Source organism: Casimicrobium huifangae (genome assembly GCF_009746125.1).
In the GTDB taxonomy this organism is placed as follows: Bacteria; Pseudomonadota; Gammaproteobacteria; order Burkholderiales; family Casimicrobiaceae; genus Casimicrobium; species Casimicrobium huifangae.
In genome coordinates this window covers 885,048-911,140 of record NZ_CP041352.1, presented here as the reverse complement: position 1 = coordinate 911,140, position 26,093 = coordinate 885,048, and the positions used below count along the sequence as shown (strand labels likewise).

The following is a 26,093-nucleotide window of genomic DNA, read 5'->3' as shown; positions in this document are numbered from 1 at the left end:
GCAGCGTGGAATGCCTTTGCAGCAGCGCTTTTCGTCGTGTCTAGAGCTTCATGTTGGTGGGCAACCAGGTGACCAGCCCCGGCACGAAATAGATGAGCAGCACCGCGGCGCACATCAGGAAGAACATCGGCAGTGACACCCGCGCGATGTAGGTGAGCTCGCGCTTGGTCATGCCCTGCAGCACGAACAGATTGAAGCCGACCGGCGGCGTGATCTGCGCCATCTCGACCACCAGCGTGATGAAGATACCAAACCAGATCAGGTCGAGCCCGGCCCCCGTGACCGTGGGCAGGATAACCCCCATCGTCAGCACCACCATCGAAATGCCATCAAGAAAGCAGCCGAGAATGATGTAGAAAATCGCCAGTGCGATCACCAGCGTGAACTGCGACAGACCAAGACCTTGAATGAATTCCGCCAGGTGGCGGGGCAGACCGAGATAGCCCATCGCCAGTGTCAGGAAAGCGGCACCGGTCAGGATCATCGCAATCATGCAGTAGAGCCGGGTGGCTCCCAGCAGGCTCTCCTTGAACGTCTGCCAGGACAGCGCACCTTGCGCTGCCGACAGCACCAGCGAGCCGACAACGCCGACAGCAGCCGCCTCCGTTGCCGTGGCGATGCCCGCATAGATTGACCCAAGCACGGCCACTATCAACAGCACAACCGGGATCAGGTGCCGTGATTCACGCAGCTTCTCGATGAACGTATAACGGGCCGTAGCCGCCGGAATCTTGCTGGGGTTCAGCAGAGCCCACACCGCGATGTAGCCCGAGAACAGCGTCGCCAGCACGATGCCTGGAATCACGCCGGCAATGAACAGCTTGGAAATTGACACATCTGCCGCCACGCCATAGACGATCATGATGATGGACGGGGGGATCAACAAGCCGAGCGTGCCGGAGCCGGACAACGTACCAATCACCATATCGTCCGGATAGCCGCGCGACTTGAGTTCAGGCAATGTCATCTTGCCAATGGTGGCGCAGGTGGCGGCGGAGGAGCCCGACACAGCGGCGAAGATGGCACAGCCGATCACGTTGGTATGCAGCAGACGGCCGGGCAAGCGCTCCACCCAGGGAGCAAGCCCCTTGAACATGTCCTGCGACAGACGAGTGCGGAACAGGATTTCGCCCATCCAGACAAAGAGCGGCAATGCCGTGAGCGTCCAGCTTGACGAGGCCCCCCAAATCGTAACTGCCATCGCATCGCCGGCCGGACGCGACGAGAACAGCTCCATGGCAACCCACGCTACTCCTGCGAGCGTCAGGCCAATCCAGACGCCACCGGCAAGCAGCGCAAACAACACGACAATGAGCAGCGCGGTAATCAGTAAATCCATGTCAGGCTCCCTTCGCGCTATTCGTTGTGCAAGGCTTCGTCGCTGGTGGCGACGACCCGCCTGCCCTGCCACTCAAGAACAAGTTCATCGAGGAATGCGACCGCAAGAATGACCGTTCCCAGCGCCATAGCGATTTGCGGAATCCACAGCGGCGTAGCGTCGTTACCGGTGGAGATATCGTTGAATTGCAGCGACTGCCAGCACAGCTTGACGCTGAATATTGCGAGCAACAAAGCCAGCAACAATGCCGCTGCAAGCGCCAGCAACTCAAGCCGACGCTTCGCTTTGGGGGATAGGGCCTGCAGCAGCAGTGTCACGCGAATATGTTCGCCGCGCTTGAGTGTGTGGGCAAGCGCGAGGAATCCGGCGCCCGCCATCATGTAGCCAGCGTAGGCATCCGTTCCCCGGACATGAAAGCCGAATTGCCGGCCCAGGATGGACAGCAACACCATGATCAGGAGCCCGATCATCAGCAATGCCGCCAGCCAGGCGGCAGTCATGTACATCCGATCCAGTGCAGAGCGCATTCGAACTTCCCCGGGCTTTGCTTCTTGCTGAGCGCTTGTTGCGGACGAAAAAGGCAGGTTACCCTGCCTTTCTGTTTGCAGCCTACTTGCGGTAGGCGTCGACCAGCGCCTGCCCCTCGGCGCCGGCGTTTTTCAGCCACTCGGCCAGCAGGGTTTCGCCCACTTTCTTCATATCTGCCTTCAGTTGAGGCGACGGCTGATGCACCACCAGGCCACCTTTCTTCAGTTGCTCCAGCGATTCGGTATTGGTCTTTTTGGACAGTTCCCAGCCTCGGGCTTCGGCGTCGCGGCCAGCCTTCAGCACGGCGTCTTGTGTCGCTTTGTCGAGCGCATCAAAAGCCTTCTTGTTGATCAGTACGCCGTTCTTCGGCAACCAGGCCTGAGTGTCGTACCAGTTCTTGATGTGTTCATAGGTCTTGCTGTCAACCCCCGTCGAACCGGAGCTCATGTAACTCTCCACCACCCCGGTCGCGAGCGCCTGCGAGAGCTCTGCGGCCTGCACCGTCACCGGTTGTGCACCGACCAGCTCTGCAATGCGGGCAGTTGCCGGGCTATAGGCGCGCCACTTGCTGCCCTTCAGGTCGGCAGCGCTCGCCAGCGGCTTCTTCGAATAGATGCCCTGCGGCGGCCACGGCACTGCATAGAGCAGCATCATGCCCTGCTCGCCAAGCTTCTTGTCCATCATCGGCTTCTGGGCGCCGTACAGTTTCATCGAGCTGTCATAGCTATCGGCGAGAAAGGGGACGCCATCAGCGCCGAAAAGCTGCCACTCGTTCTGGAAGTTGACCAGCAGGATCTCACCCATCTGCGCGCCACCGGTCTGCACCGCGCGCTTGATCTCGGGTGCCTTGAACAGCGACGCGTTCGAGTGCACCGTAATCTTCAGCTTGCCGCCCGTGGCCTTGTCGACGTCGCTGGCGAATTGGGTCAGATTCTGCGTGTGAAAGTTGGCCGGCGGGTACGCCGACGCCAGATCCCATTTGGTCTGGGCGAAAGCAGACATCGAGGCTATCGCGCCGGTCAGCGCCGTCGCAGCAAGAATCGTCTTGTGCAGTTTCATGGTTGGGTCTCCGGTTGATGTTGAAGGCGCGGTCGTGGAGCGCCGGTATGAGAGGACGAAAGCAAGGAACGGTCCATTTTGACGGATAGCGCCGCTGGCACCGTCACAGTTTTCCAGTTCGCGCGTCGTTGTCCCGCGCATTGCGGCAATTTAACAAAAGGCGCTGCCACAGCAAATTGGATGTCGCGGTTCGCCCCGGAAATTGCGTACGCCCCGCGTAATTGAGCGCCGACGCAAAGACCTACTGGAGGCTACCGGCTATCGGATAATTTGCACCATGCCCGAGTCGCCATCTGCGCAACATGCACCCAAGCCGCCCGCAGGCTTGGGCATCCTCATGCTCGACACCACCTTTGACCGACCAGATGGGGACGCGGGCAACCCCGCCTCGTGGCCGTTCCCGGTGCGGATTGAACGGGTGCCGGGTGCACTCGCGCGACCGGTTGTCAGCGGCGAATTTGTCGCGATCAGCGAGTTCATTGCGGCCGGAAATCGGCTGATAGAAAACGGCGTCGCGGCCATCATTACCACCTGCGGTTTTCTGGTGCGCCACCAGAAAGAACTTGCAGCTGCGCTGTCGGTCCCGGTGGAGACGTCGACCCTGATGCACTACATCGAGCTGCAGCGTCAGGTCGGGACCGGAAAACGGGTCGCCATCCTGACCATCAGCGCTGAGGCAATTGATGCGAGCGTCCGTGCGGCGGCGGGGATTGAAGGCGACGCATTGGTCTTTTCGCTCCCGGCCGGAGCACACTTCGTGACGGCAATTATGGATACGACCGCACCGTTGGACCTGCAACGTGCTGAAGCCGAGTGGGTCGATCTCGCCGTCAAGGTGCAGCGCCAACACCCGGACGTCGGAATATGGCTGTTCGAGTGCGCCAACATGCCGCCCTACGCTGACGCGGTACGTCGTGCCACTGGCTTGCCGGTGTTCGATGCACTGACCATGGGTCGCAACCTGCACGCCAGGACTTGTTGATGACGGCGACGACCGCACCGATCGGCGAGCTGATCGACCAGTTCTGCGATCACCTCTGGCTCGGCGACGGCCTGGCAACAACCACTCTCGCCAACTACCGGCAGGACATGATGCGCTACGTCGAGTGGTGCACCGGGAACAAAGTTGATCCGTTGCTGGCTGTGCGTAGCGACATTGAACGCTATCTGGCCATGCAGTTTGCCGACGGCGCCCGCGCGGCGTCGGTCAACCGGCGACTGTCGTCGCTGCGTCGCTTCTACCGATGGCGACTGGAAGCGGGGGCGATCGCCAGCAGTCCCTGTGATCTGGTTGATGCGCCGCGAGCGGCCCGCTATTTGCCAAAGACCCTGTCCGAACAGCAGGTCGAAGCATTGCTGGCGGCGCCGGATACGGCAACGGCGCTTGGCGAGCGCGATGCCGCGATGCTGGAAACGCTGTACGCAACCGGGCTGCGCGTCAGCGAACTGGTCGGGTTGAAGGTGCAGCAGATCAACCTCGAACTCGGGCTGGTGAAGATTATCGGCAAAGGCTCCAAGGAGCGGCTGGTGCCGTTGGGTGAGGTTGCTGTTGCGGCAATCCAGCGCCATCTGGCGGGGGCCAGGCTGGATTGGCTTCCGCCGCCACGGCGCAGCGACTACCTGTTCCTGACCGCTCGTGGCGAGCCGATGACGAGGCAGACTTTCTGGCATCTGATCAAGCGTCATGCCCTGGTTGCCGGAATTGATCCGGGCAGCCTGTCACCCCATACCCTTCGCCATGCATTCGCGACGCACCTGCTCAATCACGGCGCCGACCTGCGCGTGGTGCAGATGCTGCTGGGTCACAGTGACATCACGACCACCCAGATCTACACCCACGTTGCGCGCGAACGTCTGAAGCAGTTGCATCAGCAACATCATCCGCGCGGGAAATAATGCCACCATGTCCAAAAGCGAAGACTTTCCCATTACCCAGGCGGTCCGGGCGCTGCGCAGCGCAAGGGTTGAGTTCACGCCGCATGTCTACGACTACGTGGAACACGGGGGCACGGCGCATTCGGCGGCCAGCCTCGGCGTGGATGAGCATATGGTCATCAAGACCATCGTGCTTGAGGACGAACGCAAGCAGCCGCTGATTTGCCTGCAACACGGCGACCGCGAGGTCTCAACAAAAAATCTGGCACGTGCGATTGGCTGCAAGGCCATCACCCCCTGCACGCCCGAGGTTGCCAACCGCCACACCGGTTATCTGGTCGGTGGTACCTCACCATTCGGCACCCGCAAACCGATCCCGATTTACCTGCAGGAAAGTATCACCGTGCTGCCTCGCATCTACATCAACGGCGGCAAGCGCGGGTTTCTGGTCGGCATCGCTGCCGACGATCTTGTACGTGTGCTGAAACCCACACTGGTGGACGCCGCGGCGTGATTCAGAACGCCGCAGTCGCAAGACAGCGACAGCTTTAGTACATTATGCAGATGTCATCGCCACGCCCGTCGTCCGCCCCGAAAACCAAAGGAGCCGTCACCCGCCCGTGGGCGTTTGCTGGCGGTAGTGACGTCGGGCGCGAACGAGCACACAACGAAGACGCGATTCTGGTTGATCCGGAGCGCAAGCTGGTGGTGTTGGCGGACGGTATGGGCGGGTACCAGGCAGGCGAGGTTGCCAGCCAACTGGCGGTGGATGTGGTGCGCGAAGAATCAGCGGATCTGAGCATTTCCGACAGCGAATTGGGCCGGATTGACCCCGACACCGGGATGTCGGTCGCCATGCGCCAGTTGCGCAGCGCCATCGAAAAGGCCAACAACCGAATCTGCAGCGTGGCCCGTGGCAAGGAAGAGCTGAACGGGATGGGCACTACCATCGTCGCCGCCCGCTTCTATGATGGTCGGGTCGGCATCGCCCACGTCGGCGATTCCCGCTGCTACCGGTTTCGCGACCACTCGCTCGAGCAGTTGACGCGCGATCACTCGTATGTACAGGACCAACTCGAAAAGGGTCTGATTTCCGAAGAGGACGCCAAGAATTCGCCGCAAAAAAACCTGATTACCCGAGCGCTTGGCATCGATGCGATTGCCGAGGCGGATGTACAGGAGTTTCGCACGCGGCCGGGCGACATCTATTTGCTGTGTTCCGACGGCTTGTCCGACCTGGTCAATCCCGAGGCACTGCTGACACACCTGTCAACCGAACGACCACCCGGCGATTACACCAAACGGCTGATCGACGCGGCAAACGCTAACGGTGGCCGTGACAATATTTCGGTCATCATTGTGCGGGTGGGGGATCCGCCGATCGCTGACCTGTGGTGGCAAAAGTTCCTCAAGAAGCCCGCCGACAAGAAGTAACGCAGAACCATGGCAAAGCTTTTCTGGTTGCAACCAGACAACACGATCGTCGAGTTTCCGCTCAAGGCGGAACAAAATCTGATTGGGCGCAGCAGCCGCTGCGATGTACGCATCAAGCATCCCGGCATCAGCGCCGAGCACGCGCTGATCCGCGTGCTGCCAGGCTCGGCCACGGTTGAAGATCTCAACAGCACCAATGGCACACGCGTCAATGGACGTCGCGTCGAAAGCCATACGCTACGCCACGGCGACCAGATTGGTGTCGGTCGCGAGCGTCTCATGTATTTCGCTGAATTGGATGAAGCATCGCGGTTCGCCCAACCGGAGTCCATTGAGCCCTTTGCGCAGCCGGCACCCGGCGGTGAAACAGTGAACACTGACACCGGCGTTGCTGTTGTCAGCAGTAGCAGCGCCGAACTGCCCATGCCGTCGCCAGCGCTAGCACCAGCTGCGGGTGCGCCTCCCGTCACGGCGCTGAATGTGGAGCTGGATCTGCCGGTGACCGAGGCAGTCGCCCCTGCGGCGCAACCGGCAAAGCGGTCACGATCCGTCGCCGAAGCCCCCCCCGCGCCGACAACACCGGCTGCGGCCGCAGCCGACGGCATGCCCGAACTTGACCCGGCACTGCTCGCATCACTACCCCGCGGCACCGTACTGACATCTTCGCCGGCAATGCCGCGCGCTAGCGCAGCCGTGTCAGCCCCTGCCGGCGTCGTGGCGGAGGCTGCTGCTGTTCCGGCACCACAACCAGCCGTGAGTCCGCTTCCTTCGGCCGCACCACCAGTGTCTGCAAGCCCGCCCGCGCGTGCACCAGCCGCCAGCAGCAGCATCGCACCGCCTGCGCCGCGCGCACACTCGCTGACAGCGAGCGTCGCGGTGCTGTCGGGGCCGGCCGTGGGCAAGCGCTACCCACTGGACCAGCCCTCAGTCACGCTGGGCAAGGAAGGCAAGCAGGTGATTGAACTGGTCCGTACCAGCCCGACGCGCTGGCAACTGCGGCAGCGCGAAGGCGTCACGCCTGCCTACGTCAATGGCGACGCCCTCGCCGGAAACCGTGATCTGGTGGCCGGTGATGTCATCGAGCTGATCGGCGTGCGACTGCGCTTCGAGGTCACGCTCGCCACCTGAGCGGGCACCACAGCCGCTACCTGCGCCAGCGCAGCATTGGGTGCGGCAGCAATAAAAAAGGCCGGGAAATCCCGGCCTTTTGTTTCACGGTCAGTACACCGTTACTTACTTGTGCGCCTTCTCGCCCGACTGGGTGGCCGGCACTTCGTGCTTCTCACCACTCAGATCGATGTCCCCGCCACCTTTCATTAGCAGCCAGAGCGCGAGCGCAGCAAACACGACGAATGCAACGATGTACTTCCACATGATTTAGTCCTTTGCGTAGATGTCCACATCCTTGGTTTCACGGATGAACAGCATGCCGATGACAAACGTCATCGCTGCCACGATCACCGGATACCAGAGGCCGTAGTAGATGTCACCGGTCGCGGCAACCATCGCGAATGCGGTAGTGGGCAAGAGACCGCCGAACCAGCCGTTACCGATGTGATAGGGCAAGCTCATCGAGGTGTAGCGGATGCGGGTCGGGAACAGTTCGACCAGCATCGCTGCGATCGGACCGTAGACCATGGTCACCAGAATCACCAGGTAGACCAGAAGCGCCAGCACCATCGGCGTATTCATCGCCTTGTCGTCGGCCTTGGTGCTCAGACCAGCGCCGGCAACAGCGGCAGCGACGTCCTTCTTGAACGCAGCGATCGCGGCGGCACTGTCCTTGTCAAAGCCGTCGCTCTTTTCGTTCAGCTTGGCCGTCGGTGCGGTGATTTCCTTGTCACCGATCTTGATCACCGCCGGAGCACCTGCAGCCGCTTTCGCGTTCACGTACGGAACGAACGATTGCGCCATCGTACGCTTGGCGATGTCACAGGAGGTCCGGAAGTCGATCTCGCGGGCAATCGGGCTGCCCTGGAACGAGCAGGTGCCCGGATCCGCAGTGACGGTTACCGTTGCCTTTGCCTGCGCTGCAGCAAGCGCCGGGTTGGCGTACTTGAGCATCGCCGGGAACACGTAGAAGTACGTGAGCACGGCCAGCAAGCAACCCGCCATGATGATGATCTTGCGACCGATCTTGTCAGACAGCCAGCCGAAGAAAATGAAGCCCGGCGTACCGATCACCAGTGAAGCAGCGATCAGCAGGTTGGCCGTCTTGCCATCAACCTTGGCAAGGCTGGTCAGGAAGAACAGCGCGTAGAACTGGCCCGAATACCACACCACGGCCTGACCGGCGGTAAGGCCGAGCAGCGCCAGGATCACGATCTTCAGGTTCTTCCACTGGCCGAACGATTCCGACAGCGGTGCCTTGGAGACTTTGCCCTCTTCCTTCATCTTCTGGAAGGCAGGCGACTCGTTCATCGACAGCCGGATCCAGACCGAGATCGCAAGCAGGAAGATCGAGACCAGGAACGGAATACGCCAGCCCCAGTCGTCGAACTCCTTGCCCGTGAATTCGCGGGTCAGCAGAATCACGATCAGCGACAGGAAGAGGCCAAGCGTTGCCGTGGTCTGAATCCAGCTGGTGTAGAGACCGCGACGGCCTTGCGGTGCGTGCTCGGCCACGTAGGTTGCCGCGCCGCCGTATTCACCGCCGAGCGCGAGGCCCTGCAGCATGCGCAACGCAATCAGAATGATTGGCGCCGCCACACCGATCGAGTTGTAGTTTGGCAGACAGCCGACGATGAAGGTGGCCGAGCCCATGATGAGAATCGTCACCAGGAAGGTGTATTTGCGGCCGATCATGTCGCCGAGGCGACCGAACACCAGCGCGCCGAACGGGCGAACCAGGAAGCCCGCAGCAAAGGCAAGCAGCGCGAAGATGTATGCAGACGTCGGATCAAGGCCGGCAAAGAATTGCTTCGCGATAACAGCGGCGAGAGAGCCGTAGAGATAAAAGTCGTACCACTCGAACACAGTGCCGAGTGACGACGCAAAGATGACCTTCTTCTCCTCGGCGGTCATCGGACGCGTTGCGCCCGCAGTTGCAGTTGCCATAAAAATCCCCTTCGGTGAAAACCGCACGCTCGAACCTGGCGTGGCGATAGCGGAGTGAAAGTTAGAGAGCGGGGCTTACGGTGCTCTGACGAGCGACTGACGCGAAGCTGACAACAAATCGGGCGCCATTCATCGAGGAGGTCTCGATGCCGACCGTGGCGCCATGCGCCTGCGCCACCTCGCGCACGATCGCAAGCCCAAGACCGGTGCCCGGTATCGGCGTGCCCGACTCGGTGTCGAGCTGCGCCACCCGCGAGAAGGGCGCAAAGACACGCTCGCGATCAGCCTCCGCCACGCCGGGGCCGGAGTCATCGACCACGATGCGCGACGGCTCGCCGAGGACCGCCAGCACCACTGAACCACCCCGTGGCGTGTACTTGAACGCGTTGTCGACCAGGTTGCGTGTCAGCTCACCGAGCAGCGTGGCATCGCCCATCACGGCGAGTTCGGCGGGTGCCGGTTCGAAGGCGAAGTCAATTTCGCGTTCAATCGCCTGCGGCAGGACGTCGCGCGCGACACTCTCGCACAAGGCATTCAGCGGCACCGGCTGGCGAACCCCCGTCGTGCCCATGCTTTCGGCGCGGGCAAGTGCCAGCAACTGGTTGGCCAGACGGCTGGCCCGGCGCCCGGTGGCGACCAGGCGCTGCATCGCTTGGTCGCGCTCAGGTCCTTCCGGCAAACGCTGCAGCAGTTCGCTCTGGGTACGCAGCGCCGCCAGCGGCGTACGCAACTGATGGGCAGCGTTGGCGATGAACCGTTTCTGGGCACCGAGCGAGGTCTGCAATCGCTCGATCAGCGCATTGGTCGATGCAATCAGTGGCGCGATTTCGTGCGGGGCCAGCTGCTCGGGAAGCGGCGTCCAGTCGTCAGCAGAGCGCGCGTCGAGATGCTGCTGTAAAGCCTTCATCGGGCGCGCCACATAGGTGAGCCCGTACCAGAGCAGGTAGAAGGCCACCAGCAGCACGGCCGACTGCGCCAGCGCCTCGTGCAGCATGCCAGTCCGCAGCAACGCCGCCTGCCGCTCGCGCGACTGCGCGACGGCGAGGACAAACTCCTTCGGACCTGCGGTGAAACGCAGGCGGACGACACGCATCACCGCGTCATCCATGACGGTATTGAAGCCGTGCACATGGCGGAATTCGCGCGGAATGACCGGCGCTGCTTCCGGGCTGTCGGCATCGGCGGTCGCACGCAGAAACGACTGTAGCGAATCATCGCCAGCGACGGCGACGCCCGCTTCATCGACGATCAGGTAGAGCACCGGAAACTCCGGCGCCAGATTCATCCACTGCTTGGTGGGCTCCGACGGGATCGCCAGGTCAGGGCGCGTGGTGGCGCGCTGCTCCCACTCCGACATCAGCATCGCCGATACCGCGCTCAGGCCGTCGTCAAGCGCAGTGTCGACGGTGGTGCGGGCACTCATGAACGAGATGCCCAGACTCACCAGCCAGATCGACAGCAGGGGCGCGAGCAGCCATTCCAGCAGCCGCGCGGCAAGACTCATTGCGTGCGGGCAGCGGCGCGCGGCGCCTCGTCGTGACCGTTGATGGGTTTGTCGGTGCCGTTGACCAGGGGCTTGTCGATGCAATAACCGAGGCCGCGGAAGGTGCGCACCTGAATGCCAGCGGGCTCCAGCTTCTTGCGCAGGCGATGCACGTAAACCTCGATGGCGTTCAGCGAAATGTCGCTGTCCCACGCGCAGAGGCCTTCCATCAACTGCTCTTTGGTCACTGCACGTCCGGCGCGCAGTAGCAGCACTTCGAGGATGCCCGCCTCGCGCACTGACAGTTCCAGCGGCGTGCCGTCCGAGGACGCTTGCCGCGAGGCAATATCAAAGGTGAGGCGGCCATGCGCCAGCAGATTGCTGGTCGCGGCGTTGCGGCGGCGGATCAGCGCGCGCACCCTGGCGTGCAACTCGTCCAGCGCGAAGGGCTTGACCAGGTAATCGTCGGCACCGGCGTCTAGGCCTTCGACACGGTCGGTCACCGAATCCATCGCCGTGGTAATCAGCACCGGCACCGCCTTCTGCGCCTCGCCCCGCGAGCGCAACTGGCGCAACACCTGCAGCCCCGACATTTTCGGCAACCCGAGATCGAGAATGACCAGATCGTACTGGCCTGTGCTGAGCGCCGTGGACGCTGCGGGACCGTCGGTCACCCAGTCCACCGCGTAGTGCTCGCGCTTCAGGCTCGCGCAGACGCCGCTACCAAGCTCGGCGTCATCCTCCACCAGCAAAATTCGCACGATGTTTCCTCCTCGTACAAGTGTAGTGTTTCGCCACGATTTCGGCATCAGCTTTGTCTCGCAAATTGCATGGAGCAAGGGCCACGGCGCGTATTCGATAAAAAGTCGACTTCTTGGTACATATGCGACGTAGCCCTTATTGAATAAGGCTTTCAGCGGGAAAATTTGCAAAGCTGATTAGCCTCGCTGACGCAACAAAATTGCGGACCAGCCCTACATTCGGGCCGGGGACGCAGTGCTATGGTTGCCATATTGGAGGAAGTCATCATGTTGTCCCGTTTCTTGTCCTGCTTTGCCCCCGCATCGTCCGCCCCCCCCGCCGGCTGCCTGCGCGATGTATCGCTTCGGCCCCGGCGCTTCGGGCGCGCCGACCTGCTGCGCGCCGCCCTCGCAGCCATGACGCTGACGCTGCCAGCGTTCGCAGCCGCTCAGGCATTTCCATCCAAGCCGGTGAAGCTGGTGGTGCCCTACCCGGCCGGTGGCTTCCCCGATACCGTCGCCCGCGTGCTGGCCAAGGCATTGACCGAGAAGTGGAACCAGCAGGTCATCATCGACAACCGCCCCGGCGGCAACGGCGCAGTCGCGGCGCAAACGATCAAGTCCGCTGGCAGTGACGGCTACACCCTGCTGGTGACCGATGGCTCGATGTTCACCATCAACCCGGCGCTCTACAGCAAGCTCGAATACGACCACAAAAAGGATTTCGTGCCGGTCTCGGCGCTGGGCAAGGCGCCCCTGTTCGTCACCATCCACCCAAGCGTGCCGGCCAACACGCTCGCCGAGTTCATCGCCTACGTCAAGGCCAATCCCGGCAAGGTGAACTACGGTACCTCGGGCATAGGCAGCACCCATCACCTCACCGGCGAATCGTTTTCCGCCGCGCTCGGCATCAACATGGTTCACGTGCCGTTCAAGGGCATGGGGCAAGCCACACCGGCGCTGGTGGGCGGCCAGGTGCAGATGATCTTCTCGGCGCTGCCCGCCATCGCCGGGTTCGTCAAGGACAACCGCGTCAAGCTGCTGGCGCAGAACTCGAACAAGCGCTTCTCGCAGGCGCCGAATATTCCCACCATCGCCGAGACGGCGATCCCCGGCTTCGATTTCGCCCCCACCACCATCGTGATGGCGCCGTCGGGCACGCCGCCGACGGTGCTCAAGCAATTGTCCACCGACATTGCCACCGCGATTCGCACGCCGGCCGTCGCCGAGACGCTGCTCAACTCGGGCGTGGAAGTGATCGGCAGCAGCAGCGACGAGCTGGCCAAGGTGCTGGCGGAAGAAGCCGAACGCTTCGCCAAAATCATCAAGACCATCAACATCAAGGCCGACTGAGCGGAGCGCGTTCGTGACCGCAGCAACAACGGCCTCGAAGGCGCTGGTAGACGATCTGGTGAGCGCCAATCACATCCTGTTTGTCGAGGGCGTGGTGGATGGCTTCGGCCACGTCAGCGTGCGCCATGATGGCCGCGACGACCGCTTTCTGCTCGCCTGCGGCGTGGCGCCCGCCACGGTCACGGCGGACGACATCGTCGAGGTGGATTACGAAGGCACCGTGCACGACGCCGCCGGCCGCCGCAGCTACCTCGAGCGCTTCATCCACAGCGAGATCTACAAGGCGCGGCCGGACGTGATGGCGATTGTGCACAGCCACTCGCCGGCGATCATCCCGTTCGGCATCACCCGCGCCACGCTGCGACCGGTGTGCCACATGAGCGGCTTTCTCGGCTTCTCAACGGCGGTGTTCGAAATTCGCGACACGGCGGGCGAGAACAACGACATGCTGGTGAAGAACGCCGCGCTCGGCCGCGCGCTCGCGGAATCACTCGGGCCACATCTGTTTGCCCTGATGCGCGGGCATGGCTCGGTGACGGTGGCGCATTCGCTCAAGCTGGTGGTCGCCCGCGCCATCTGGGCCGAGATGAACGCCAAGCTGCAAACCGAGGCCATGCGCATCGCCGGCGGCGACAGCGGTGTGAACTACCTCACGCCCGGCGAGGCGACCGGCTCAATGACCATCAACGAAACCGTCGTCGACCGGCCGTGGGATTTCTGGAAAGCCCGCGCGAAGGTGGCGTTAGCCGGCCTGATCCGGTCGTAGCGCTTCGGCCAGCCACGTCCGAAATGCGGTCATTGCCGGCGTCTGCTGCCTTGAAGTCAGCCGTGTGAGCCAATAACTGCCCACGTCCACCATCAATGGAAATGGTTGCACCAGACGCCCCTGATCGAGTTCGCGCGTGAACATGCACGGCGGCGCCAATGCAATGCCGAGCCCCGCCATCGCAGCCTGCACCATCGTGGATGATGAATCAAACATGGCGCCACGCGCGAACACCTGCTTTACGCCCGCAGCGGCCAGCCACGTCGCCCAATCGTCGGGCCGGTACGAGCGTAGCAGCGCAAACCTGCTCAAGTCGTCCGGGTGACGTAGCAGCTTCGCCGCCGCTGGCGAACACAGCGGTGCCAGCGGCGCATTCATCAAGTGCTGCGCCTCGACGCTGCGCCACGCGCCGTCCCCAAACCGGATTGCATAGTCGAGGTTGTCGCTTGCCAGGTCGACCTTATTGTTGTTGCCCAGCAGCCGCAGATCGATACGCGGATGTTGCGCTCGAAAGCCACCCACACGTGGCAACAGGAATCCGGTGGCGAAGGTGCCAACGACACCCACCGTCAACACCTCCTGCGGGCCACCTTGCCTCACTGCATCCAGCGCGCGTTCGAGCCGCAGGAAGCTGTCGGCCACCGCAGGCATCAGCACCGCTCCCTCGTCAGTCAGCACCAGCCCACGCGCAGTCCTGCGGAATAGCACGTTGCCCAACTGATCCTCCAGCGTTTTCACCTGATGGCTCACCGCCGCTTGGGTGACACACAACTCATCCGCCGCGCGCGTGAAGTTGAGATGCCGCGCTGCTGCCTCGAAGGCACGCAGCGCGTTCAACGAAATGCCCGAGAGTGGCATGGCAAGACATTAGAAAAAGTATTGGCTGATCTCAAAGATCATACATTGCGCTCGATGCCGCTCGTGCCAAGAATGAGCGCCACCTCATCAATGGCATAAACATGGATATCAACCAGCGCAACCGGCGACAAATTCTCTTCGCAACGATCGCAACGCTCCTTTCGGCACGCGTGCCCGCCAGCGACGCCCCCGGATCGAGAAGCATCGCTGCGTCGGAGCTGGCCACACTCGAGCGCAAGGCTGGAGGCCGTCTCGGTGTCGCCATTTTGGATACGGGCACCGGGCGGTACACCGGCCATCGCCTGGCGGAGCGATTCGCGATGTGTTCGACCTTCAAGTTGCCGCTGGCGGCAATCATCCTCCGCGAGGTCGATCGCGGCAATTTGCGACTCGATCAGTTCGTGCCATACAGCAAGCGTGACATCGTGGCGCACGCCCCGATCACCAGCCGCCAACTCGCCGACGGCGGCATGTCCATCGAGGCACTCGCGCGTGCTGCGCAAATGGAAAGTGACAACGTCGCAGCCAACCTGCTGCTGTCGCTCATCGGAGGGCCGGCAGGGTTTACGTCCACCCTGCGCTCCCTCGGCGACAGCACCACCCGCCTTGACCGTACCGAGCCGAGTCTGAACCTGGTGACGCCGGGTGACCTGCGCGACACCACGACGCCGGCTGCCATGTGTCAAACCATTGCCCACATGCTGACCGCGAATTGGCTCAAGCCGGCGTCTCACGATCTGCTGGTGTCGTGGATGATGGCAACGGAGACCGGCCTGAAGCGCGTGCGCGCCGGATTCCCTCAAGGCTGGCGCTCTGGCGACAAAACCGGCACGGGGATGGCGCCAAACATGCACGACAAGTACAACGACGTCGCCATTGTCTGGCCCACCGGAAAGGCCGCAGTCGTCGTCTCGGCGTTTTACGAAGGGCCGATGGTGAGCAAAAGGATGCGCGATGAAGATCAGGCGGTGTTGGCTGAGGCGGGCCGGATCGCAGCGGCGTGGTTACAAGGCCGCAAGCAGTAATCTGCGCGAGGAGCGTGCCATTGCATCGCATACACTCCGCGCCCAAAAAGAGGTATACAACTCTTCCTCAAAACCATTATTCAACAAGGGCTTGTACGCCGATATGGCAAGAAGTCGATAAATGTCAATTTATGCCGCTGAGCCCTGTGCGAATGAGGCTTTCAGCGAAAAGCTGATACAGATATGCCCGCGCGACCGAGCGTCGCGCGAGCGGGCAGAGCGGCGTCACGTACCGCTGGTTGCCGTCGCAGTCAACGCCACGCCCGCTGCCAGCAGCCCCATGCTCGCCGTCATGTGCATCGCGGAGCCGTAGCCAGCGCAGGCGAGCCCGGCGGCGCCGTCTGCGGGCGCGCCCGCCTGCGGCTCGGTGCTGTAGATCGCGGTGACGCGAAACTTTTTGTCGCCGCGCGGGAAGGCGTATTCGCGCCGCAGCGTGGCGCGCAGCTTCGAGAGCAGCGCGTCGTGCGCCGTCAGCGCGAGGTCGCTGGTGGTCAGCCGCGAGGCATCGGTCTTGCCGCCAGCACCGCCGCACACCAGCACCGGCAGCCTGCGCGCCACGCAATGCGCCACCAGCGCCGCCTTGGCGCGCACCTGGTCGATGGCGTCGATGACGAAGCTGGCATCCGCCGGGATCAGCGCCGCCACGTTGTCCGGCGTCACAAAATCGTCGACGAGCGTCACCGCGCAATCTGGCGCAAAACTGGCAACGCGCTCCTGCATCGCATCCACCTTGTTGCGCCCGAGGTTGGCGAGCGTGGCGTGCGCCTGGCGGTTCAGGTTCGACTCGGCCACCACGTCCAGATCAATCAGCGTCAACCGCCCCACGCCGGAGCGCGCCAGCGCCTCCGCCGCCCACGAGCCCACGCCGCCAATGCCCACCACCACGCCATGCGCTGCGCGGATGCGCGCGAACCCCGCCGTGCCGTAAAGGCGCGCTATGCCGCCAAAGCGGCGGTCATCACTGTCGCCGCTTGCCGCGAGCGGGTCACCCACCGCGCATTCGGCGGCACTGGCGGCGCCGGGTGAGGCTGGCGGAGTGGCGGTGGAGCTCATCGCGGCGAGCGTATCATCGGCCAGAGTTGCAGTTTTGGTAAAGGCAGTCATGCAAAGGCAAACGCTGGTTCGGCTGTTCAACGCGACGCTGATCGCGTGGTTGCTGGTGGCCGTGCTCGCCGCAGTAGCGAGTGGCCGCTGGATGGCGCTGATCGCCCTGCCCGCCGCCGCAATCCTGTTCATGACCGGCTGCGCCGAACGGTTGACGCAGACGATGCAGCTGGCTTGGCCGGTGCTGCTGCTGCCCGGCGCCACCTTCGCCTTTATCGGCGTGATGCAGGCGCTCGGCTACGGCCAGATGGACGGCGAGCCGGCGGTCAGCGCAGCGGCGGCGAAGGCGGTGTTTTTTGCCGCCGGCCTGTTGCTGCACTTCGTCGCGTTCGCCCTGCTGGCGACCGAGGCGCGCGCCGCCGATCATCCCGGCGGTGAGTGCGCCAGGGAAATGCCCTGACGTCAGGGGCTTGCTAACGCCCTAGTTGGTCGCGTACGGATAAGGCTTCTGCGGCACGCGGGCGGCGTCCTGCTCGCTGCGCTCTTTCACGTCCAGCGGCTGCTTGTCCCACCAGATCGCGCGGCCCTTGCGCTGCTCAGCCTCAAGCTGCGGCTTCGCCGCCTTGAGCTCGGTGATGAACTGGGTGAATTCAGAAACGTAGCCGGCCATGATGGGTGCCTTGTGGTGCGCTGGGGCGCGTCAGATTTTGTGGTGATCCAAGGACGCGAAAGTTGCGCGGTCGCAGGTGGAAATGTCGATCTGCGCTCATTTTATTGAAGTGGCGCGACGCTGCGTCCTAAAGTGGAGGGCGCCATCTCACCCCCGAGCACGCCGTGACCAAGTCGCGAATCGAGGTGCCCTTCGCTCGGTGTAGCGCTAGATGCAGACTTGTTATTGACCGAGATGGTCGGTATAACGACGATGATCGAATCAAACCTTTGCATGCGGGATAGTTTGCTGCAAGCCATTGATTGTGGGTAGCCGTTATCGCCATCGCTTATTAGACAAATCACTTCGGCATCAAATACACAGTCACGGCGTGCTAAGGCAACACTGAACAAGTCCACCGTAGAGCTGTAGCGACGTTATGAATGTATGAAGCAACAGACTCTAGCTGCAGCGGCCGATCAAGGTGCCGGATTTGAACAGTACCGGCGCGCAACCAAGCGCGACGTGTTCCTCGCGACGATGGAGCAGATCGTGCCGTGGTCCGAACTGTGCGCCGTCATTGAGCCGCACTATCCCAAGCCTGGCAATGGTCGCCCGCCGGTGGGGCTGGAACGCATGCTGCGCATGTACTTTGTGCAGCACTGGTTCAACCTTGCGGACGAGGCCTGCGAGGAGGCATTGCTGGACAGCACGGCACTGCGCCGCTTCGTGGGTATTGACCTTGGCCGTGAGCGCGTGCCCGATGGCACCACGCTGTTGAAGTTCCGCCGTCTTCTGGAGCAGCACAAGCTGGGCGAACAATTGTTCGCCACGGTCGGTCGGCTACTGCAGGAGCAGGGGCTGAAGGTAGGCACGGGCACGATCGTGGATGCCACCATCATCGGCGCACCGAGTTCGACGAAGAACGCCGAGAAGGCGCGTGACCCCGAGATGCACCAGACGAAGAAGGGCCAGCAGTGGTACTTCGGCATGAAGATGCACATCGGAGTGGACAGCCGCACGGGGCTGACGCACAGCGCGGTGGTGACCGCGGCGAACGTGCACGACAAGCACCCGTTGCCTGAGCTGCTGCACGGAGCGGAGCAGCGCGTGTACGGCGACAGTGCCTATGCCAGTCAGAAGGAGTTGATCGAGTCGAAGGCCCCCAAAGCCCGGGACTTCACCAATCAGCGCATGCGCAGAGGCGGCGAGATAGACGAAGTCGCGCGGGCGAAGAACCGCAATAAGTCCAAGGTGCGAGCCCGAGTGGAGCACGTGTTCGCGGTGGTCAAGCGGCTGTGGGGTTTCACCAAGGTGCGCTACCGCGGCCTGGCGAAGAACGCCACGCGCTCGTTTGTGGCGCTGGGGCTGGCCAACATCTACCTGGCGCGCAAGCGCCTGATGGCATGAGTGCGCCCGCAGTGGGCGTAAAGCACGCCCGTGGGGCCGATACGGCACTCATTGGAGCGAAATCGGACCACTGCGGCCCAAAAATCTCGTCGTGCGTAACTTTGACTCGCCGCACTCACCGTCGCCATTGAAATCAATGGCTTGTTCAGCGTTGCCCTAAGCCCTGAGTGCAACAAAATCGCAGGCGCGCCGACTAACCGAGGAAACAATGACATGGCAAGTGAAAAGGTTACCCGCATCCTGAAAGCAAAAAGCCCGTTCACGGCGCAAGAGATTGCTGCAATGACAGATGCTCAGGGGTGGGCTTGGATCTATGCCAATGCGAAGCCTCGGAAAGAAAAACTGAGTCAAATCTGCTTCACAGGCTTCTCAGCGGCAGACAAGACGGAACTTGCAGCACTCGCACAGGCTGCGAACCTTGAGACTGTCGGCTCAGTGACGAAGAACTTGGCGTTCCTATGCGCAGGAGAGAATGCCGGTCCCGCAAAGCTTGAAAAGGCCCGCGAGCAGGGCAATCACATCCTCAATAAAGAGCAATTCCTTCATCTGCTTGAAACAGGCGAGGTACTCCAATGACACGCGTACAAAGGGGGCTCGCTTAAGGACGTTAGGTTGACTAAGAATCTTGACGTTAGCCGCCGCAATGAACGCCACCCGAGCCGCATCGAAGAACGCTGATCTTAAGAAGATTCGCGCTTTTTTGAACGATGCCCTCAACGACTATATCGCCGCCCGGGTTCTCCTTCTCTCTAAGCTACCGCAGCAGGGGGCCGTGCTATCGAGCACCGCCATCGAAAAATACTTCAAAGTTGTACTCGCATTTCGAGGCAACGAGAGTCGCGGCCATTTGAAGGCGGCGCATTGGAAGGCGGTAAGGAACTTTGATCCCAAACTGTTTTCCACACTCGACTTGAGTTTCCTTGAGCTCAATCGCAAGTGCTATCAACTGCGCTACACCGACGACATACCCGTTGGGTTCAATTTGGTGATTTCCACCAGGGAGTTTTTGGCTGAGTTAGACCACACTGCTCTATCGATCCAACGCAGTTTTGTGCTAGCGAACGACGGTAAGAAGCAAGTCACCTGGTTTGATTCGCTCCTAGCTACGCGCGATGATCGGCTTTGGCGTGAAAATCACAGTTTGCTCGGGATACCAAAGCAGCAATACATCGAACAGGCGCCGCCGTTCATTTACGAACTGCGACAAGATTCCGCGAGAGGGCTCATGGAGGCCACTTACGTCGCAGAAGGCCCTCCAAAGGTTTCAGGCTTCCTTCGCCCAGGTTTTGCACCGAAAGACACATCGGGCATGTCATATGAACTAGCCTACGGCGAGAGCGGCGAAGAATAACCTCTCCATCGAGAGGACGTCAGTGGCGTTGAACAGTCGACATGGCCATCTCACCCGGCGCCACGTGATCCGTCCACCGCGTCCCCGCGCACAGCTCAAACACAAACAACCGGCAATCCAGCGCACCGTTGAATAGCGGTGTGCGTTTAGACGGCTTGAAGCAGATGCCGCTGGGCAGCTCGCGGACTGCGGCGATGAAGCAGGCGCGCCAGCCTTCCATGGTGCGCTTGAGCCGGGCGCCCAAGGCCGGACACTGCGCCTCAGGGAGCCCGCCTTGCGTAGGCGTTGAACCGACACGCAGTGAACGTTTGCAAGCGTCGAAGTGCCCTTAAAATTGGGCCATGCGCCCGTCGGAAGCTTTGACCATTCACCGCGATGCGATTCGCGATATCGCCTTGCGTCATCGCGTTACCAACGTGCGCGTGTTTGGTTCGGTGCTGCGCGGCGAAGATACAGACGATAGCGACCTCGACTTATTGGTCGAGCCAACCAGCGAAACGACGATGATGGACATCGCGCGACTGCAGCTTGAAGTCGCGCGGGCGCTTCAGGTCGCCGTTGACGTGCTCACGCCGCGCGCCTTGCCGGACAAGTTCCGTGAGCAAGTGATTCGTGAAGCGCGCGCTTTATGAACAGACTCGTCATGCGGTTCGCAAAGCGCTCGTCGCGAATGCACGGCGCCGCCTAATCCCGTCGCGCCTCCGCTCCGCATCGGCGCGCTACCGCCGGTGGTGCGTCTCTACGTCTCCCTCCACCACCCGATCCGTCCGCCGCGTCCCTGCATACAACTCAAACTCAAACAACCGGCAATCCAGCGCGCCGTTGAATAGCGGCGTGCGTTTGGATGGCTTGAAGCCGATGCCGCTGGGCAAGTCGCGGTCAGCCGTGATGAAGCAGGCGCGCCAGCCTGCCATGGTGCGCTTGAGCCATGCGCCGACGGCCGGGTACCACGCCTTCAGCTCGGCGAGCTCGTTCAGCCGCTCGCCGTAGGGCGGGTTGGTGAGCAGCAGGCCGCTGGAGAGCGCGGCGACGGGCGCGGGCAGCGTCTCCATCGCCTCATTGGTGAGCGTGACGGCAGCGGCGGTGGCTTCGCCGCCGATGTTCTGCAGGTGGCGGCGCGTGGTGGCGATGGCGTCCTCACTGCGATCATTGCCAAACAGCAGGCCGGCGGCGAGCGGCGTGACACCTTGAGCAGCCTCCTCGCGCATTTGTTTGAACGCGGCTTCGTCGTAGTTACGCAGCTTTTCGAAGGCGAAGGCGCGCTGGGCGCCGGGCGCGACGTGCATGGCGATCATCGCGGCCTCGGTGAGGATGGTGCCGCTGCCGCACATCGGGTCGAACAGCGGCATCTGCCCCGTCCAGCCCTTGAGCGCCAGCATCCCGGCGGCGAGGTTCTCACGCAGCGGAGCCAGCAGGCCCTCACGCCGGTAGCCGCGCTTGAACAGCGCCTCACCTGCGAGGTCAAGGTACACCGTGGCCTTGTACGCGGTGAGGAACACGTGGATGCGCATGTCGGGCATGCTGGTATTCACCGACGGGCGCGAGGCCATCGCGGCGCGGAAGCGGTCGACAATCGCGTCCTTCACGCGCAGCGTGACGAACTCAAGGCTGGTGAGCGGCGAGCGGATGGCGTCCACCTGCACACGGATCGTCTCGCGTGCCGAGAACAGGTGCGGCCAGTCGATATTGCGCGCCAGCCGGTAAATCTCTTCCTCGTGCCGGTACTCGCTCTCGGCCAATTGCCACAGCACGCGGCTGGCGATGCGGCTCCAGAGGCAGACGCGGTATCCCAGCGTGAACGGCCCGCTGAAGCCGACGCCACCGTCGGTGGGTGACACCTGCGCAGCGCCAAGCGTGGCAAGCTCATCGGCGAGCACTTGCTCCAGCCCGCGTGGGCACGGCGCGAAGAATCGCTGTGCGCGGTCAGGAACCGGTTTGGCGTGGACCGACAGCGTGCCAGCGCGCGGCCCGGCCGGGCGCGGCGCATGCTGCAGCGACTGCGGGCGTTGCGGCGATTGGGGCGGCGGCGGCCGTTTCGGCGGCTGCGGCAACGGTGCTGGCTGCGCCTGCGGCGGTCGCTGCGGCAGCGACAGTGGCTTCCGTGGGCCAGGCGGTTTGGGCGGAATGGCCATCAGGATCGCGACAGCGTGCAGCCGTCGCCCATGCCTTCGCGCCACACACGCACCCGCGACACGTTGGCAAACGCGGGCTCCACCGCGCGCCAGACGTAGGTGCAGAGGTTCTCCAGCGTCGGCGCGCCGAGGCCAGCCACTTCATCCAGATAGCGATGGTCGAGCTGGTCACGCACCGCATCGAGATGCGCGCGCAGAAAGCCGAGGTCGCTCACCATGCCGGTCTGCGCATCCGGCGTGCCAGCGAGCGCCACCTCACAGTGATAGGTGTGACCATGAATGCGACGCGAGCCCTCGGCCTCAATCTTGCGCTTCAAGGTGTGCGCAGCGTCAAAAAAGAAGCGCTGCGTGATTTCGTAGTTCATGGCGTGATTATCCATCGCTTGTGGGAGCGGGCTTGCCCGCCATTCGTGGCTGACTCACACACATTCGCGGGCGAGCCGGCTCCCACCAGAAGGAAAATCAGCGGATGCCGATGACCTTGTGCGTCTGCACCGAGAGCCGCCACTCGGGATGCTGCAGGCACCAGTCGATGGCGAGCTGCGTGTTGCGCTCACGGTCGGGGCCGTCCATCGGTTGCACGAAGCGATGCTCAAAATCGAACGAGGCGAGCTCGGCAAAGTCGAGCGGCTGCGGCACTACCACCTTCAGTTCCTGACCGCGACGCTGCACGAGGTCAGCGCCGGCCTTGGGGCTGACGCAGATCCAGTCGATACCCTCAGGTGCAGCGATGGTGCCGTTGGTCTCAACAGCGATCTCAAAGCCGCGCGCATGCAAGGCCGCGATCAGCGGTGCATCCAGTTGCAGCAGCGGTTCACCGCCGGTGCAGACCACCAGCGGTTGCGCGCCTCGCGGGGATGGCGCGGGCCACTCGCTGGCGACCACATCAGCGAGCGCGTCTGCGCTGGAGAATTTGCCGCCGCGCGTGCCATCGGTGCCAACGAAATCTGTATCGCAAAACCGGCAGACAGCGGTGGCGCGATCACGTTCGAGGCCGCTCCACAGGTTGCAGCCGGCAAAGCGGCAGAACACCGCCGGGCGGCCCGCGTTGGCGCCCTCGCCCTGTAGCGTGTAGAAAATTTCCTTGACGGAGTAAGTCACACGAGCCCCGCGCGCCACTTGGCGTGGCCTGCCTTGCGCAGCGCACAGGCCGGGCATTCGCCGCAGCCGTAGCCCCAGTCGTGCCGCTCACCGCGCACGCCGTGGTAGCAGGTGTGGGTGTGCTCAACGATCAGGTTGGTGAGCGCGGCGCTGCCGAGCTGATCGGCAAGCGCCCAGGTCTGCGCCTTGTCGATCCACATCAGCGGTGTTTCAACGCGCAGCTTGCGGTCCAACCCGAGCGACAGCGCGAGTTGCATGGCCTTCATCGTGTTGTCGCGGCAATCCGGGTAGCCGGAGAAATCAGTCTCGCACATGCCGCCCACCAGCACGTCGAGGCCACGGCGATACGCGACGGTGGCGGCGAAGGTAAGGAACAGCAGGTTGCGGCCGGGCACAAAAGTGTTGGGCAAGCCGCTCTGCTCATAGGCGATGGCAACATCACGTGTCAGCGACGTTTCGCTGATCTGACCGAGCACGGCGAGATCGATCACATGATCGTCGCCCAGCCGGGTGCTCCACTCGGGAAAGGTGGTGCGTAGTTCGCGCAGGGTTTCCCGCCGCACGTCCATCTCGATACGATGCCGCTGGCCGTAATCAAAGCCGATGGTTTCGACGTGTGCGAACTGCGACAGCGCCCAGGCGAGGCAAGTGGTCGAATCCTGCCCGCCCGAAAAGAGCACCAGAGCTTTCGAAGGTATCGTCGCAACAGCAGCCATCAGAACGGCTTCACCACAACGAAGATCACGATGCCAAACAGCAGGAACACCGGCAGTTCGTTGATGATGCGGAAGTACCGGTCGGAGTGCGTGTTGCGGTCATCGCGAAATGCGCGCAGGTGCTTCCAGCAGAGCGCGTGGTAGGCGACCAGCAGCAGCACGAGTGTGAGCTTGGCATGCAGCCACGCGCCACTGATGCCGTAGCCCAGCCAGAGCCAGAGGCCGAACACGATGCTGAGCACGGCGCCGGGTGTCATGATGCCGTTGAACAGTTTGCGTTCCATGATCTTGAAGCGCTCGCTGCCGCGGGTATCGCTCTCGTTGAGCGCCTGCACGTGATAGACGAACAGCCGCGGCAGATAGAAGATCGCCGCCATCCAGGTCGTGACGAAAATGATGTGCAGGGCTTTGACCCAGAGCATGGTGATATTCCGGTTGGATTAGAGGCGGCCGTTGCGCTTGACCACCGCCTTCAGCTCGGTCAAGCGGCCATGGAAGAAATGCCCGGTGCCGGGGAACACGGTGACCGGCAGGCCCTGCGGTCGCGCCCACGCCATCACGGCATCCAGCGGCACCACGTCGTCCTCTTCGCCATGAATGACCAGCGTGTCCTTCGGTACCTCTGCCAGTTGAAAACGACTCACCGCCGGCCCCACCAGCACCAGTTGCTGCGGCTGCGAGCGCGGCAGCAGACGGGACTGCACGAAGCAGCCGAACGAGAAACCGGCCGCGATCAGCGGCAGCGAGGGCGACACCCGTGCCCGCGCCCACGCGAGCGCGGCGGCGGCATCCTCGGTCTCTCCAATGCCTTCGTCGAAGTTGCCTGCGCTTTTGCCGACGCCGCGGAAATTGAAGCGCATCGTTGCGTAGCCCAATTCCAGAAACGCCTTGGCGAGCGTCTGCACCACCTTGTTGTCCATGGTGCCGCCATGCACCGGGTGCGGGTGGCAGATCAGCGCCAGCGCGGTTGCAGCGGTCGTAGCTGGTTGCTGGAACGCGATTTCCAGCGGTCCTGCCGGGCCGTCGATCAGCGTGGGGGTGGCGGTGCTCATGCTGACATTTTAGGTGTCGCTTCTGCCCCGGTTTGTGTGGCTGCTGGCTCGGCGTCAGGCGATTTGCCCGGTGCGCCGAACCGCCACAACAGGACAGCGGTGGCGATGAAAGGCCACGCCAGGATCACCGTGTGCGTCAGCCCGTTCAGATGCAGCAAGTGGCCATAGTTCCAGCTGAAGATAGACAGCGGCGCCTTGGCGGAAATGAAGTCAGGCAACAACAGCGTAGTCAGCACGCCGGTCAGCAGCGCAATGCCCGCCAGGATCGACTTGGCGCGACGCGGCAACCAGAACAGCAGCATCAGCGCGAAGGCACCCGTCGCCAGTCCCAGCGCGTTGCCGGGACGCAGCCATTCGTCCCAGGCCACAGGCTTCAGCACCGCCTGGGCTGCAGCGGTCTTCATCAGCACAGCGATGCCAATAACCAGCACCAGCGCAACGCCGCCCAGCCAGCGCCGGCGCATGGTGAGATCGGTGAATAGCCCGATGCCTATCAGCGCCGCGGCGGTCTGGGTCAGCTCCACCACCACCACCGCGGGCTCAAACGCCGCCTGTTGTCCGGGGTGGAAAGTCGCTGCGAACAGGGGAATGGCCGGATTCACCTGCGCCAGCAGCCATACCGCCAACAGGGCGAGCATCAGATCGCCGGTGGCACCGCTGACCACCCAGCGCTCGCGTAGTGCTGCGACCCAACCGGTCAGGCGGTCGGAGGCAGTGAGCAACAAGCCAAGTAGCGCGCCGAGGAACGCGCCAGCGGCGTTGGCGAGCATGTCCAGCGTACTGGCGAAACGCGTTGGCAACCACATTTGCGCAGTTTCCATCAGGAATGACAGGATCACCGCAAAGGCTGCTGTCAGCCCCACGCGGCGCCGACGCGACAGCTGGCGTGGCCATACGAGCACGAGCGCGGCACCAAGCGGAACGTAGGCGCAGATATTGAAGGCAACGTCGTTCCAAAGTACCCGCTGCGGCAGTTGCCAGAGAAAGAATCGGGCCGTCGAAGGCAGCGCAGTCCAGCCGGTGAACGGTTGCAGGCTGGCGTAAACGATGACGCCAACACAGATGATTGCCACCCAGATTGCCAAAGCACCCTGCCGGTGCGGCGTCAGCGGGTCCGTCAC

At 62.7% G+C, this 26,093-nt stretch carries 31 protein-coding genes; 13 read left to right on the top strand and 18 right to left on the bottom strand.

What is annotated here, in order from left to right:
- Positions 1-40: 40 nt before the first annotated feature.
- The 3 genes from FKL89_RS04155 to FKL89_RS04145 form a co-directional block, all read right to left on the bottom strand.
- A complete protein-coding gene (locus FKL89_RS04155; RefSeq protein WP_156861579.1) occupies positions 41-1,339 on the bottom strand; it encodes a TRAP transporter large permease in 1,299 nt (432 codons plus the stop codon).
- Positions 1,340-1,356: 17 nt separating this feature from the next.
- Entirely contained in the window at positions 1,357-1,866 is a 510-nt protein-coding gene (locus FKL89_RS04150) for a TRAP transporter small permease (RefSeq protein ID WP_156861578.1), read from the bottom strand.
- 82 nt (positions 1,867-1,948) lie between these two features.
- Positions 1,949-2,926, bottom strand: a complete 978-nt coding sequence (locus FKL89_RS04145; protein WP_156861577.1) for a TRAP transporter substrate-binding protein — start codon at positions 2,924-2,926, stop codon at positions 1,949-1,951.
- 337 nt (positions 2,927-3,263) lie between these two features.
- Between FKL89_RS04145 and FKL89_RS04140 the strand changes: the two genes are divergently transcribed.
- Genes FKL89_RS04140 through FKL89_RS04120 form a run of 5 tightly spaced genes read left to right on the top strand, consistent with a single transcriptional unit; the run spans position 3,264 to position 7,363 of the window.
- Positions 3,264-3,908 carry an aspartate/glutamate racemase family protein gene (locus FKL89_RS04140; RefSeq protein WP_156861576.1) on the top strand — a complete coding sequence of 215 codons (645 nt, stop codon included), beginning with the start codon at positions 3,264-3,266 and terminating at the stop codon, positions 3,906-3,908.
- The gene (gene xerD, locus FKL89_RS04135; RefSeq protein ID WP_156861575.1) at positions 3,908-4,822 is read left to right on the top strand and encodes a site-specific tyrosine recombinase XerD; all 915 of its coding nucleotides are present in this window, start codon (positions 3,908-3,910) and stop codon (positions 4,820-4,822) included. The genes FKL89_RS04140 and xerD overlap by 1 nt, the downstream gene beginning before the upstream one ends.
- A 7-nt stretch (positions 4,823-4,829) precedes the next feature.
- Positions 4,830-5,315, top strand: coding sequence for a Cys-tRNA(Pro) deacylase (ybaK, locus tag FKL89_RS04130; RefSeq protein ID WP_156861574.1), 486 nt, complete (start codon positions 4,830-4,832; stop codon positions 5,313-5,315).
- A gap of 50 nt (positions 5,316-5,365) precedes the next feature.
- Positions 5,366-6,235 (top strand): Stp1/IreP family PP2C-type Ser/Thr phosphatase, encoded by an 870-nt coding sequence (locus FKL89_RS04125; RefSeq protein WP_156861573.1) that lies wholly within the window; start codon positions 5,366-5,368, stop codon positions 6,233-6,235.
- 9 nt (positions 6,236-6,244) lie between these two features.
- Positions 6,245-7,363: an FHA domain-containing protein gene (locus tag FKL89_RS04120; protein WP_156861572.1), complete on the top strand. Its 1,119-nt coding sequence runs from the start codon at positions 6,245-6,247 to the stop codon at positions 7,361-7,363.
- A gap of 105 nt (positions 7,364-7,468) precedes the next feature.
- On the opposite strand, the gene FKL89_RS20205 is transcribed toward FKL89_RS04120, so the two are convergent.
- The 4 genes from FKL89_RS20205 to FKL89_RS04105 all read right to left on the bottom strand — a co-directional run bounded on the left by FKL89_RS20205 (position 7,469) and on the right by FKL89_RS04105 (position 11,536).
- The gene (locus FKL89_RS20205; protein WP_170293812.1) at positions 7,469-7,609 is read right to left on the bottom strand and encodes a hypothetical protein; all 141 of its coding nucleotides are present in this window, start codon (positions 7,607-7,609) and stop codon (positions 7,469-7,471) included.
- Positions 7,610-7,612: 3 nt separating this feature from the next.
- The gene (locus tag FKL89_RS04115; RefSeq protein ID WP_170293811.1) at positions 7,613-9,292 is read right to left on the bottom strand and encodes an MFS transporter; all 1,680 of its coding nucleotides are present in this window, start codon (positions 9,290-9,292) and stop codon (positions 7,613-7,615) included.
- A 61-nt stretch (positions 9,293-9,353) separates the two neighbouring features.
- Entirely contained in the window at positions 9,354-10,796 is a 1,443-nt protein-coding gene (locus tag FKL89_RS04110; RefSeq protein WP_156861571.1) for a sensor histidine kinase, read from the bottom strand.
- Positions 10,793-11,536, bottom strand: coding sequence for a response regulator (locus FKL89_RS04105; RefSeq protein WP_156861570.1), 744 nt, complete (start codon positions 11,534-11,536; stop codon positions 10,793-10,795). Before FKL89_RS04105 ends, FKL89_RS04110 begins: the two co-directional genes overlap by 4 nt.
- A gap of 267 nt (positions 11,537-11,803) precedes the next feature.
- On the opposite strand from FKL89_RS04105, the gene FKL89_RS04100 reads away from it, so the two are divergent.
- Both FKL89_RS04100 and FKL89_RS04095 read left to right on the top strand, forming a co-directional pair.
- A complete protein-coding gene (locus FKL89_RS04100) occupies positions 11,804-12,868 on the top strand; it encodes a Bug family tripartite tricarboxylate transporter substrate binding protein (protein WP_162527391.1) in 1,065 nt (354 codons plus the stop codon).
- 13 nt (positions 12,869-12,881) lie between these two features.
- On the top strand, positions 12,882-13,634 hold the full coding sequence (locus tag FKL89_RS04095) for a class II aldolase/adducin family protein (RefSeq protein ID WP_156861568.1): 753 nt from the start codon (positions 12,882-12,884) through the stop codon (positions 13,632-13,634).
- On the opposite strand, the gene FKL89_RS04090 is transcribed toward FKL89_RS04095, so the two are convergent.
- Positions 13,611-14,492 (bottom strand): LysR family transcriptional regulator, encoded by an 882-nt coding sequence (locus tag FKL89_RS04090; protein WP_156861567.1) that lies wholly within the window; start codon positions 14,490-14,492, stop codon positions 13,611-13,613. The two genes, FKL89_RS04095 and FKL89_RS04090, sit on opposite strands and share 24 nt — an antisense overlap.
- A 101-nt stretch (positions 14,493-14,593) precedes the next feature.
- On the opposite strand from FKL89_RS04090, the gene bla reads away from it, so the two are divergent.
- Positions 14,594-15,517 carry a class A beta-lactamase gene (bla, locus tag FKL89_RS04085; protein WP_156861566.1) on the top strand — a complete coding sequence of 308 codons (924 nt, stop codon included), beginning with the start codon at positions 14,594-14,596 and terminating at the stop codon, positions 15,515-15,517.
- Between the two features lie 225 nt (positions 15,518-15,742).
- Here the strand turns inward: bla and FKL89_RS04080 are convergent, their stop codons facing one another.
- Positions 15,743-16,570, bottom strand: coding sequence for a tRNA threonylcarbamoyladenosine dehydratase (locus tag FKL89_RS04080; RefSeq protein ID WP_156864536.1), 828 nt, complete (start codon positions 16,568-16,570; stop codon positions 15,743-15,745).
- Between the two features lie 49 nt (positions 16,571-16,619).
- Here FKL89_RS04080 and FKL89_RS04075 point away from each other — a divergent pair, with 49 nt between their 5' ends.
- A complete protein-coding gene (locus FKL89_RS04075; RefSeq protein ID WP_156861565.1) occupies positions 16,620-17,021 on the top strand; it encodes a hypothetical protein in 402 nt (133 codons plus the stop codon).
- 21 nt (positions 17,022-17,042) lie between these two features.
- Here the strand turns inward: FKL89_RS04075 and FKL89_RS04070 are convergent, their stop codons facing one another.
- Positions 17,043-17,231, bottom strand: a complete 189-nt coding sequence (locus FKL89_RS04070) for a DUF3460 family protein (protein ID WP_156861564.1) — start codon at positions 17,229-17,231, stop codon at positions 17,043-17,045.
- 426 nt (positions 17,232-17,657) lie between these two features.
- Here FKL89_RS04070 and FKL89_RS04065 point away from each other — a divergent pair, with 426 nt between their 5' ends.
- From FKL89_RS04065 to FKL89_RS04055, 3 genes are all read left to right on the top strand, one after another.
- Positions 17,658-18,620, top strand: coding sequence for an IS5 family transposase (locus FKL89_RS04065; RefSeq protein WP_156861563.1), 963 nt, complete (start codon positions 17,658-17,660; stop codon positions 18,618-18,620).
- Between the two features lie 213 nt (positions 18,621-18,833).
- On the top strand, positions 18,834-19,196 hold the full coding sequence (locus tag FKL89_RS04060; RefSeq protein ID WP_156861562.1) for a BRCT domain-containing protein: 363 nt from the start codon (positions 18,834-18,836) through the stop codon (positions 19,194-19,196).
- A 67-nt stretch (positions 19,197-19,263) separates the two neighbouring features.
- Positions 19,264-19,971, top strand: a complete 708-nt coding sequence (locus FKL89_RS04055) for a hypothetical protein (protein ID WP_156861560.1) — start codon at positions 19,264-19,266, stop codon at positions 19,969-19,971.
- A gap of 19 nt (positions 19,972-19,990) precedes the next feature.
- Here the strand turns inward: FKL89_RS04055 and FKL89_RS04050 are convergent, their stop codons facing one another.
- Positions 19,991-20,215: a hypothetical protein gene (locus FKL89_RS04050; RefSeq protein WP_156861558.1), complete on the bottom strand. Its 225-nt coding sequence runs from the start codon at positions 20,213-20,215 to the stop codon at positions 19,991-19,993.
- A gap of 97 nt (positions 20,216-20,312) precedes the next feature.
- Between FKL89_RS04050 and FKL89_RS04045 the strand changes: the two genes are divergently transcribed.
- The gene (locus FKL89_RS04045) at positions 20,313-20,603 is read left to right on the top strand and encodes a nucleotidyltransferase family protein (RefSeq protein ID WP_156861556.1); all 291 of its coding nucleotides are present in this window, start codon (positions 20,313-20,315) and stop codon (positions 20,601-20,603) included.
- A gap of 87 nt (positions 20,604-20,690) precedes the next feature.
- On the opposite strand, the gene FKL89_RS04040 is transcribed toward FKL89_RS04045, so the two are convergent.
- From FKL89_RS04040 to FKL89_RS04010, 7 genes are all read right to left on the bottom strand, one after another.
- On the bottom strand, positions 20,691-22,103 hold the full coding sequence (locus tag FKL89_RS04040; protein ID WP_181955216.1) for a THUMP domain-containing class I SAM-dependent RNA methyltransferase: 1,413 nt from the start codon (positions 22,101-22,103) through the stop codon (positions 20,691-20,693).
- Positions 22,103-22,468, bottom strand: coding sequence for a 6-carboxytetrahydropterin synthase (locus FKL89_RS04035; protein WP_156861554.1), 366 nt, complete (start codon positions 22,466-22,468; stop codon positions 22,103-22,105). The genes FKL89_RS04040 and FKL89_RS04035 overlap by 1 nt, the downstream gene beginning before the upstream one ends.
- 97 nt (positions 22,469-22,565) lie before the next feature.
- The gene (queE, locus tag FKL89_RS04030; protein ID WP_156861552.1) at positions 22,566-23,204 is read right to left on the bottom strand and encodes a 7-carboxy-7-deazaguanine synthase; all 639 of its coding nucleotides are present in this window, start codon (positions 23,202-23,204) and stop codon (positions 22,566-22,568) included.
- Positions 23,201-23,920, bottom strand: coding sequence for a 7-cyano-7-deazaguanine synthase QueC (gene queC / locus FKL89_RS04025; protein ID WP_156861550.1), 720 nt, complete (start codon positions 23,918-23,920; stop codon positions 23,201-23,203). The genes queE and queC overlap by 4 nt, the downstream gene beginning before the upstream one ends.
- Positions 23,920-24,342, bottom strand: a complete 423-nt coding sequence (gene hemJ, locus FKL89_RS04020; protein ID WP_156861548.1) for a protoporphyrinogen oxidase HemJ — start codon at positions 24,340-24,342, stop codon at positions 23,920-23,922. Before hemJ ends, queC begins: the two co-directional genes overlap by 1 nt.
- 18 nt (positions 24,343-24,360) lie before the next feature.
- Positions 24,361-24,972, bottom strand: a complete 612-nt coding sequence (locus FKL89_RS04015) for an alpha/beta hydrolase (RefSeq protein ID WP_156861546.1) — start codon at positions 24,970-24,972, stop codon at positions 24,361-24,363.
- Positions 24,969-26,093, bottom strand: a complete 1,125-nt coding sequence (locus FKL89_RS04010; RefSeq protein WP_238363480.1) for a VanZ family protein — start codon at positions 26,091-26,093, stop codon at positions 24,969-24,971. Before FKL89_RS04010 ends, FKL89_RS04015 begins: the two co-directional genes overlap by 4 nt.

Excerpts from the sequence above, each read along its gene's own strand:
- FKL89_RS04155 (WP_156861579.1), bottom strand. The coding sequence starts at position 1,339 with ATGGATTTACTGATTACCGCGCTGCTCATTGTCGTGTTGTTTGCGCTG.
- FKL89_RS04150 (WP_156861578.1), bottom strand. The coding sequence starts at position 1,866 with ATGCGCTCTGCACTGGATCGGATGTACATGACTGCCGCCTGGCTGGCG.
- FKL89_RS04145 (WP_156861577.1), bottom strand. The coding sequence starts at position 2,926 with ATGAAACTGCACAAGACGATTCTTGCTGCGACGGCGCTGACCGGCGCG.
- FKL89_RS04140 (WP_156861576.1), top strand. The coding sequence starts at position 3,264 with ATGCTCGACACCACCTTTGACCGACCAGATGGGGACGCGGGCAACCCC.
- xerD (WP_156861575.1), top strand. The coding sequence starts at position 3,908 with ATGACGGCGACGACCGCACCGATCGGCGAGCTGATCGACCAGTTCTGC.
- ybaK (WP_156861574.1), top strand. The coding sequence starts at position 4,830 with ATGTCCAAAAGCGAAGACTTTCCCATTACCCAGGCGGTCCGGGCGCTG.
- FKL89_RS04125 (WP_156861573.1), top strand. The coding sequence starts at position 5,366 with ATGTCATCGCCACGCCCGTCGTCCGCCCCGAAAACCAAAGGAGCCGTC.
- FKL89_RS04120 (WP_156861572.1), top strand. The coding sequence starts at position 6,245 with ATGGCAAAGCTTTTCTGGTTGCAACCAGACAACACGATCGTCGAGTTT.
- FKL89_RS20205 (WP_170293812.1), bottom strand. The coding sequence starts at position 7,609 with ATGTGGAAGTACATCGTTGCATTCGTCGTGTTTGCTGCGCTCGCGCTC.
- FKL89_RS04115 (WP_170293811.1), bottom strand. The coding sequence starts at position 9,292 with ATGGCAACTGCAACTGCGGGCGCAACGCGTCCGATGACCGCCGAGGAG.
- FKL89_RS04110 (WP_156861571.1), bottom strand. The coding sequence starts at position 10,796 with ATGAGTCTTGCCGCGCGGCTGCTGGAATGGCTGCTCGCGCCCCTGCTG.
- FKL89_RS04100 (WP_162527391.1), top strand. The coding sequence starts at position 11,804 with ATGTTGTCCCGTTTCTTGTCCTGCTTTGCCCCCGCATCGTCCGCCCCC.
- FKL89_RS04090 (WP_156861567.1), bottom strand. The coding sequence starts at position 14,492 with ATGCCACTCTCGGGCATTTCGTTGAACGCGCTGCGTGCCTTCGAGGCA.
- bla (WP_156861566.1), top strand. The coding sequence starts at position 14,594 with ATGGATATCAACCAGCGCAACCGGCGACAAATTCTCTTCGCAACGATC.
- FKL89_RS04080 (WP_156864536.1), bottom strand. The coding sequence starts at position 16,570 with ATGAGCTCCACCGCCACTCCGCCAGCCTCACCCGGCGCCGCCAGTGCC.
- FKL89_RS04075 (WP_156861565.1), top strand. The coding sequence starts at position 16,620 with ATGCAAAGGCAAACGCTGGTTCGGCTGTTCAACGCGACGCTGATCGCG.
- FKL89_RS04070 (WP_156861564.1), bottom strand. The coding sequence starts at position 17,231 with ATGGCCGGCTACGTTTCTGAATTCACCCAGTTCATCACCGAGCTCAAG.
- FKL89_RS04065 (WP_156861563.1), top strand. The coding sequence starts at position 17,658 with ATGAAGCAACAGACTCTAGCTGCAGCGGCCGATCAAGGTGCCGGATTT.
- FKL89_RS04060 (WP_156861562.1), top strand. The coding sequence starts at position 18,834 with ATGGCAAGTGAAAAGGTTACCCGCATCCTGAAAGCAAAAAGCCCGTTC.
- FKL89_RS04055 (WP_156861560.1), top strand. The coding sequence starts at position 19,264 with ATGAACGCCACCCGAGCCGCATCGAAGAACGCTGATCTTAAGAAGATT.
- FKL89_RS04045 (WP_156861556.1), top strand. The coding sequence starts at position 20,313 with ATGCGCCCGTCGGAAGCTTTGACCATTCACCGCGATGCGATTCGCGAT.
- FKL89_RS04040 (WP_181955216.1), bottom strand. The coding sequence starts at position 22,103 with ATGGCCATTCCGCCCAAACCGCCTGGCCCACGGAAGCCACTGTCGCTG.
- FKL89_RS04035 (WP_156861554.1), bottom strand. The coding sequence starts at position 22,468 with ATGAACTACGAAATCACGCAGCGCTTCTTTTTTGACGCTGCGCACACC.
- queC (WP_156861550.1), bottom strand. The coding sequence starts at position 23,920 with ATGGCTGCTGTTGCGACGATACCTTCGAAAGCTCTGGTGCTCTTTTCG.
- hemJ (WP_156861548.1), bottom strand. The coding sequence starts at position 24,342 with ATGCTCTGGGTCAAAGCCCTGCACATCATTTTCGTCACGACCTGGATG.
- FKL89_RS04015 (WP_156861546.1), bottom strand. The coding sequence starts at position 24,972 with ATGAGCACCGCCACCCCCACGCTGATCGACGGCCCGGCAGGACCGCTG.